Source organism: Stenotrophomonas sp. P5_B8 (genome assembly GCF_054049855.1).
Window position 1 is genome coordinate 1 of record NZ_JBFULO010000203.1, and the last position, 6,730, is coordinate 6,730.

The window sequence follows — 6,730 nt, forward strand, 5'->3', positions numbered from 1 at the left end:
GCGCAGGATCAGGTCGAGGCGGCCCAGGTCGAAGATGTTCCAGTAGCGCCCATTGGTCATGTGCAGGTTGCTGTCCAGGTCGTTGGGCAATACCCGGAAGGCCACCCGCGACACCCCGAACGGTACGGCCAGTTTTGGGCGGAAGAGGCTGCACAGCAGCAGATGGAGCAGGCGGAACCAGAGATTCATGCTGACTATGACGACTGTAATAGGGCGGATACGCTAGGCTATGACGACTGTCTTAGCAAGGATCGGCGCCATGAGTCCACGTCCCAGCGATGCACCGCAACGCGTGGTCGCCGCCGCAGCGGAAATGCTCGCGCGGGTGGGGCTCAACGCCACCAGCATCCGCGAGGTGACCAAGGCCGCCGACGCGCCACTCGGCTCGACCTACCATCACTTCCCCGGTGGCAAGCAGGAACTGCTGGCGCGCGCCACCACGTTGGCCGGTGACACGGTGGATGCCCTGCTGGAGACGCTGCTGCAGGAGGGCGCTGCTGCGGGTATCGCGCAGTTCCTGCAGCTGTGGCGCGAGCGCCTGCTGCGCAGCAACTTCGATGCCGGCTGCCCGGTGCTGGCCGCGTCGGTGGAAGCGCCGGTGGAAGCCGTGCCGAGCCAGGCACGGGGCGCGGCGGCGGCGGTATTTGCACGCTGGGAACAGCGGCTTGGCAGCGCACTGACCGAAGCCGGCCACGCCCCCGCGCAAGCAGCCATGCAGGCGACCATGATCATCGCCGCCGTGGAAGGCGCGGTGGCGATGTGCCGGGCGATGCAGGACATCGGGCCGTTTGATCGGGTGGCTGCGCAGTTGCTGGCGCTGTGCGCATTGCACTCGCCACCGTAACTTCCTAACCTGCCCGCACTCCGCATCCCACGGCAAGGACGTCCGCATGCTGCATCATCTTTCACTTGGGGTCCGTGACCTGGCCGTGGCCGGCGCGTTCTACGATGCCGTGCTGGGCGCACTGGGCTATCGCCGTGTGTTCGAAGACGACACCGCGATCGGGTATGGGCTGGTCGATGATGAGGACCTGTTGTGCCTGAAGCTGCACGACGGTGCGGCCGCGCCTGGACCGGGTTTCCATCTTGCGTTCAGTGCGACCACGCGCGCCGCGGTCGAGGCCTTCCATCMCGCCGCGCTGCTTGCCGGCGGCCAGGACAACGGTGCGGCTGGAGTGCGCCCGGACTATGGCGCCCACTATTACGCCGCCTTCGTGATCGATCCCGATGGCCATCGCGTCGAAGCGGTGACCAAGCAGGCGGATGCGTGAAGCGGCGCGTGCCACGGCCCAGCCGACCGCTGCTGCTGCCGTTGACCCGTGGCAGCGAAATCGCGCGTGCCCGCCAGCAGCTCCAACGCGGCGGCTGGCCGCGCCTGCAGATGGCGGCCATCGTGCTGGTCACCGCTGTGGCCGGGCTGCTGGCCTCGCACCTGCTGCGGATGGGCGGTATCGATACGATGCTGCTGCGCTATCCGCTGGCGGTGCTGCTGGCGTATGCCATCTTTCTTCTGCTGATGTGGGCATGGTTGCGCTGGCGCGGCGATGTGGCTGCCGATGCGGTGATCCCCGATGCCGGCGCGGTGGGTGGTTCGCCCAAGCCCGGCGCGGGACCGGACTGGTTCGGCAGCGGCGGCCGCTCCGGTGGCGGCGGTGCCTCTGCCTCGTGGGGCGAAGCGGCGGGGGCGAGCACGTCCAGCAGCGCCAGCGATGGCGCAGTGCTGGACCTTGCCGATGGCGAAGCAGGCCTGCCGATCCTCGCGCTTCTAGGTGTCGTGACGGTGGTGGCTGCAGCCCTGGTCGCGGCCAGCTGGGTGATCTGGTCAGCGCCGATCCTCATGGCCGAACTGCTGGTCGACGCGGCCATCGCCGGCGGCCTGTACCGGCGCATGCAGGGCATGCAGGCGCAGGGCTGGTGGCGGTTGTGTCTTGCCCACACCTTCTGGCCGCTGCTCGGCGTGCTGCTGTTTTTCGCCGCGCTTGGCTGGGTCGCGCAGGAAATCGCGCCGCACGCCAACACCTTGATGGATGTGCTGCAGACCTTACGGGATCGATGACCATGCCTGGGTTGACGACTTTGACCGCCTATCGCGCCGTTGGCGTGGGCGCACTGGTGGTAGGGCTGGCCACCAGCGGGGTGACCGCGCTGCTCACTACCCTGATGGGCGCGGTGATCCTGCCACGGTTGCTGGCACCCCTGCAGGCGCAGGGCATGCCGCTGCCATCGCTCACCAGTGCATTCGCCGCGGGCTACCCGCTGGCGTGGTTGGGGCCATTGGTGGTGTTGCTGGTCTGGCGCTTCGGCGGTGTGCACGGCCGCTGGCTGGCCGGCGTGGTCGGCCTGGCTTCGATGCTGGTCGCGGGCAGCATCGCGGTGGTGGCGATGTACATGGCACTGTTCGCGCAGGCCAGCGCGATCTGACTGGCGTCACGCTTGTGCCACGGCAATCGCCCGCGTTTGGCTCAGTATTTCTACTGGGTCGCCGCCACCGACGGCAGCGGCAGGGCCGCTGCACGCCGGCCGCTCAGCTCACTCAAAGCGCCAGCGCAGCCCTGCATACACGCCGCGCCCTTCACCGGGCGTCGAGCGGGCCACGTCCTTGCCGGCATCGTTGTAGCCGGGCGTCACCGTGGCCGCGTAGTGGCGGTCGCCGATGTTGCGCAGCTCCGCCCACGCCTGCCAGCGCCCGTTGGGTGCGTCGAACCCGATGCGGCTGCCGAAGATCGCGTGGCTGTCGGCGCGGAAACTGTTGGCGTAGTCCACGAACATCGTCGAGGCGTACTCGGTGTTGAGCGCGGCGTAGAAGCCGGTCGGGTGGTCGTAGCGCAGCTCGGCCTGGTAGTAGTGGCGCGGCAAGCCCGGTAGTCGATTGTTGCCGAACAGGGCGTCATGCCGGTAGCGGAAGTCACTGAAGGTGTACGTCTGGCGCAGCGACAGGCGGCCATCGCGGCCTTCCCACAGCGTGCTGTCCAGCCCGGCTTCCAGGCCACGGTGTGTGGTGGGACTGGCGTTGTTTTCGGCCACGAACAGGTTCGGTACCGGCATCACCTCCACGGTGAGCAGCTCGTGCAGTACCCGCGCGTAATAGCCGGTCAGCTCCCAGCGGCCGAGCGCGCTGTCGCCCCGTGCACCCAGCTCCAGCGTGGTCGCGGTCTGGTTGTCCAGCTGCACGGGCGCGCGCTGGCGACCGGTGGAGGCACCGTTGCCGGCGCCGAAGTACTGGTTCGAGCCCCAGATCATCGACCACGGGTGCGCCGGCTCCACCGAGCGGCTCAGGTTGCCGAGCCACTGCACCTGCGGCGTCTGTTGCCAGGTGAAGCCCAGGCGCGGCGCGTAATCCCACTGCTGCTCGCGAAGGCGTTCGGGGGTGGCCGGCCAGGTGACCTGCACATCGCGGCGGGTGTTGATCAGCGCCAGCCCGGTCTGCAGGTGCAGGGCATCGGTGAGCGCCAGATCGTTGCCGACGTGAAGCGTGCTGTCGGTGCCGTGGTGCGAAAAGTCGCGCGTGTGGGTGCCGGCGGCATAGCCGTTGCTGGCAAAGCGCAGGGTCTCGCGCACGTCTGCATCGAGGTCGTGGGTGACGCGCAGGCCGAGCGTGGTCACGCTGTCGCGGCCGAACAGTACATGCCGGTGGCGGTAGTCGAGCGTCGCGTTGAGGTTGCTGTAGTCCAGCTGCTGCCGGTACAGGCTCTCGTTCAAGTCCATCGGGTAGGTGTGGTAGACCAGCCCGGCCTGCAGCGAGGACGCCTCATCGATCTGCCAGGTGGTCATGTTGCCGATCCAGGTGCTGCCCGGCTGCGGACGGCGTGCATCGATGGCCAGGTTGGCCGGATTGGCCGCGCGCGGGTCGTTGCGTATCTGGTCGCGGGTCAGGCGCCCGGGCGTTTCGTGATTGGTCTCGCGGTAGCGCACGAAGAAGCGGGTTTCCAGCTGCGGGGTGATCTGCCAGCCAAGGTTGGCCATCGCACCCTTGCCGTCGCCGCTGGCATGGCGCTGGTAGCCGTCGAACTCGGTATCGGTGTAGGCGAGGTAGTAGTCGACATCGCCGCTCACGCCGCCGTAGCCGACGCTGCGCTTCTGGTAGCCACGGCTGCCGGCTTCGTACTGCAGCTCCAGCCCGGCCGAATCGCGGCCGCTGCGGCTGATGTAGTTGATCGCACCGCCCAGTGCCAGCGCACCGCGCTCGAAACCGTTGGCGCCACGCAGCACCTCTACACGGCTCAGCCACAGCGGTTCCAGCAGCTCGTACGGCGTGCCGCCAGGGCCGGTCAGCGGCAGTCCATCCAGCGACACCGAAATGCCCGACGCATGCGCGCCCGGCCCACGGTTGATGCCCGAGCCACGGATGGACACCTTGGCGCCTTCGTTGCCGGGTGATTGCGCGCTGATGCCGGGCTGGTAGGCCAGCACATCGGCGCTGGTGGCCAGGCGACGGTCGGCGTTGGTCAGGTCCACCACGTTGCCGGCACCGGGCACGCGCTTGAGCGCCGCGCGGACCTGCTCGGTCTCGCTGGCGGCAGTGACGTTGACGGCGTCCAGGGTGGTCGCCTGCGGGGCGGCATGGGCGCTGGCCGACAGCGCGAGGGCGACCGCCAGGGAGATCGGGCAACGGGTAGGACGATACGACTGCAAGGGCATGGGGAGGCTGTAAACTAAAAAACTGGCGCGCAAGTTAACAGGTGCGGCGCCGCCCGTCACCCGTCACGACCGTATGGCCATCGGCCGGCACCGGCCCCGGGTAGAGCCGAGCCATGCTCGGCTGCACGTCGTCCCGCCGGTTGAACGTGCACCAGATCGACGGAAATCCGCAGCCCTCAGCCGCGACAGGCGGGAAAGCGACTGCAGCCCATGAACATCTCGCCGGTTCTGCGGTTGCGACCCTCCACCAGCGGCGCGCTACAGCGTCTGCAGGGTCGCGATGCCAGCGGAGGCCACAAGTCAGCGAAGCGGGAAAACCAGCAGCGTGGTGAAACCAGGCGCGCGGCACCGACGATGGCGTATGAGGGCCATTTGACCAGGGGGTCGAGAAGACCTCGTTGCTTGCGTCCCATGCATTCCCTGGCCTGCGCGTCTGTCCATTTCAGGGCCGAGCGGGCCCGACGCCAGATGCCGGCTTGCCCATCGCGCGCGATCTCGCGTAGAGCGTCTCGGCGATTTCTTTGTCACCGAGCGCGGCATGGCAGTCGGCCAGGCTGTCCCACACATTGGCCGAGTCCGGATACAACGCGCTGTTGAGGGTAAACACCTTCAACGCCGGGCGCGCGCCCAGATTTTCGCGGATGGCGTAACCGGTGGCGTTGATTACGCGCTCGCGCTCGTCGTCGGGGATACCGCTGTCATCGCGCAGCCATGCTCGGAGCGCCGTCTCGGCGCCGGCATTGCTGTCCAAGGCATAGCCAATCAATCGTTCGGACAGCACGGCATGCGGGAACGCCTGTTGTGCCGCCACGGCCATCGTGCTGTCCACCAGCGTGCTCGACCACACGTTGCGGGCGCTGCCATTGGTGAAGTACACGAACACCCAGTAGCCGTCGGCCAGCGTGCCCTTGTAGGCGAGGCGGGCGCGGAYCCGGGTACCACCATCGTGGCCGACCTGGGTGTAGCCGTCGTTGCGGTTGCTATCCCAGCCGCTGGAGAAGAAATTGACGCCGCCGTCGGCCAGTGTCTGCGGCTGCCACAGCGCCTCCAGCGTCGCCGGTCGCAACAGCTTGCCGGTAGCCAGGGCCTGCAGGAACCGGTTCATGTCGCCCACGGTGGTCTGCAGGTCGGCATGGCCCCAACCGTAATCAGGCCAGGGTTGTTCATTGGCCTGGTGCAGTTGACCGTGTTCGCCGATGTAGGGCGCGGCAACACGATCGTGCGGTACGCCTGCCTGCCCGAGCCAGGTGTTGCGCAACTTCAACGGCTGCAGGATGCGCTGGCGCGCGATGGCCGGATAGGGCTTGCCGTAGTGCGCTTCGAGAAGGGCGGTGAGCACGAGGTAGTTGACCTGGGTGTAGCGGACCTGGCTGCCGGGTGCGAACTGCATGGGGGCCGCGCCGGCCACGGCCAGGGCTGCGGCGAGGGTCGGCGCGAGCCCGTCGTAGCCCTTGCTGATCAGACGGTCGCCCTGCCGGTCGTAGTACTCGGCCACCCCGGAGCTGTGGTTGAGGAAGTCGCGCACTCGGATCGCCTGCCACGGCGCGGGCAGGTTGGGTACGTAACGACTGGCGGGTGCGTCCAGCGCTACCTTTCCTTGTTCCACCAATTGCATCACCAGCGTACTGGTGAACAGCTTGGCGACTGACTGTGCGGCGAAGACGGTATCGACGGCGGCTGGGGCGTGGGAGGCCGGGTCGCGCTCACCACTGGCACCCTCGTAGACGACCGCGCCGTTGTGCGCGACGAGTACCGCCTGGCCGGCGATGCCGTAGCGTTCGCGGTTGGTCTGCAACTGCGCGTCGAGTTGGGAAGACAAGGCCACAGGGGCTGCCGACACGACAGCCGACAGAAGGCAGAGCAAGATCATTGCAGCGCGCAGAGGACGGATCATGGTGCGCTCGGACACGGAAGTACGCACGACACTTGCCTCATTGGTTGCAAGCGCCAACTCTGGTTGGACCTGCGGCGCGGGTCAAGGGCCAAGCGTTGGGGCGGAGGCGCTTGACCGCCGGGCCCCACCTGCCGTTGGCCGATGCACATCCGCATTATGCGGTGATGGAGTACGGGTAAAGCGCAGCCACCCATGGGG

Annotated in this window: 6 protein-coding genes and 1 pseudogene; 4 read left to right on the top strand and 3 right to left on the bottom strand. The window is 67.7% G+C overall.

Going from position 1 to position 6,730, the window contains the following annotated elements:
* Positions 1-189: pseudogene (locus ACXJKH_RS12105) on the bottom strand (thioesterase); the annotation flags it as partial.
* Between the two features lie 70 nt (positions 190-259).
* Between ACXJKH_RS12105 and ACXJKH_RS12110 the strand changes: the two are divergent.
* The 4 genes from ACXJKH_RS12110 to ACXJKH_RS12125 are packed head-to-tail and all read left to right on the top strand — an operon-like array spanning position 260 to position 2,421.
* Entirely contained in the window at positions 260-844 is a 585-nt protein-coding gene (locus tag ACXJKH_RS12110) for a TetR/AcrR family transcriptional regulator (protein ID WP_457319620.1), read from the top strand.
* Between the two features lie 46 nt (positions 845-890).
* Positions 891-1,271: a VOC family protein gene (locus ACXJKH_RS12115; RefSeq protein ID WP_457319621.1), complete on the top strand. Its 381-nt coding sequence runs from the start codon at positions 891-893 to the stop codon at positions 1,269-1,271.
* Positions 1,268-2,056 (top strand): hypothetical protein, encoded by a 789-nt coding sequence (locus ACXJKH_RS12120; RefSeq protein WP_256774510.1) that lies wholly within the window; start codon positions 1,268-1,270, stop codon positions 2,054-2,056. The genes ACXJKH_RS12115 and ACXJKH_RS12120 overlap by 4 nt, the downstream gene beginning before the upstream one ends.
* 2 nt (positions 2,057-2,058) lie before the next feature.
* Positions 2,059-2,421 carry a hypothetical protein gene (locus tag ACXJKH_RS12125; protein WP_256774509.1) on the top strand — a complete coding sequence of 121 codons (363 nt, stop codon included), beginning with the start codon at positions 2,059-2,061 and terminating at the stop codon, positions 2,419-2,421.
* A 108-nt stretch (positions 2,422-2,529) separates the two neighbouring features.
* Here the strand turns inward: ACXJKH_RS12125 and ACXJKH_RS12130 are convergent, their stop codons facing one another.
* A complete protein-coding gene (locus tag ACXJKH_RS12130) occupies positions 2,530-4,638 on the bottom strand; it encodes a TonB-dependent receptor family protein (protein ID WP_457319622.1) in 2,109 nt (702 codons plus the stop codon).
* Between the two features lie 442 nt (positions 4,639-5,080).
* Entirely contained in the window at positions 5,081-6,532 is a 1,452-nt protein-coding gene (locus tag ACXJKH_RS12135; RefSeq protein ID WP_457319623.1) for a serine hydrolase domain-containing protein, read from the bottom strand.
* Between the last annotated feature and the right edge of the window lie 198 nt (positions 6,533-6,730).

What these genes read in the sequence shown, in the direction of transcription:
- ACXJKH_RS12125 (WP_256774509.1), top strand. Translation starts at nt 2,059, where the DNA reads ATGCCTGGGTTGACGACTTTGACCGCCTATCGCGCCGTTGGCGTGGGC.
- ACXJKH_RS12130 (WP_457319622.1), bottom strand. Translation starts at nt 4,638, where the DNA reads ATGCCCTTGCAGTCGTATCGTCCTACCCGTTGCCCGATCTCCCTGGCG.
- ACXJKH_RS12110 (WP_457319620.1), top strand. Translation starts at nt 260, where the DNA reads ATGAGTCCACGTCCCAGCGATGCACCGCAACGCGTGGTCGCCGCCGCA.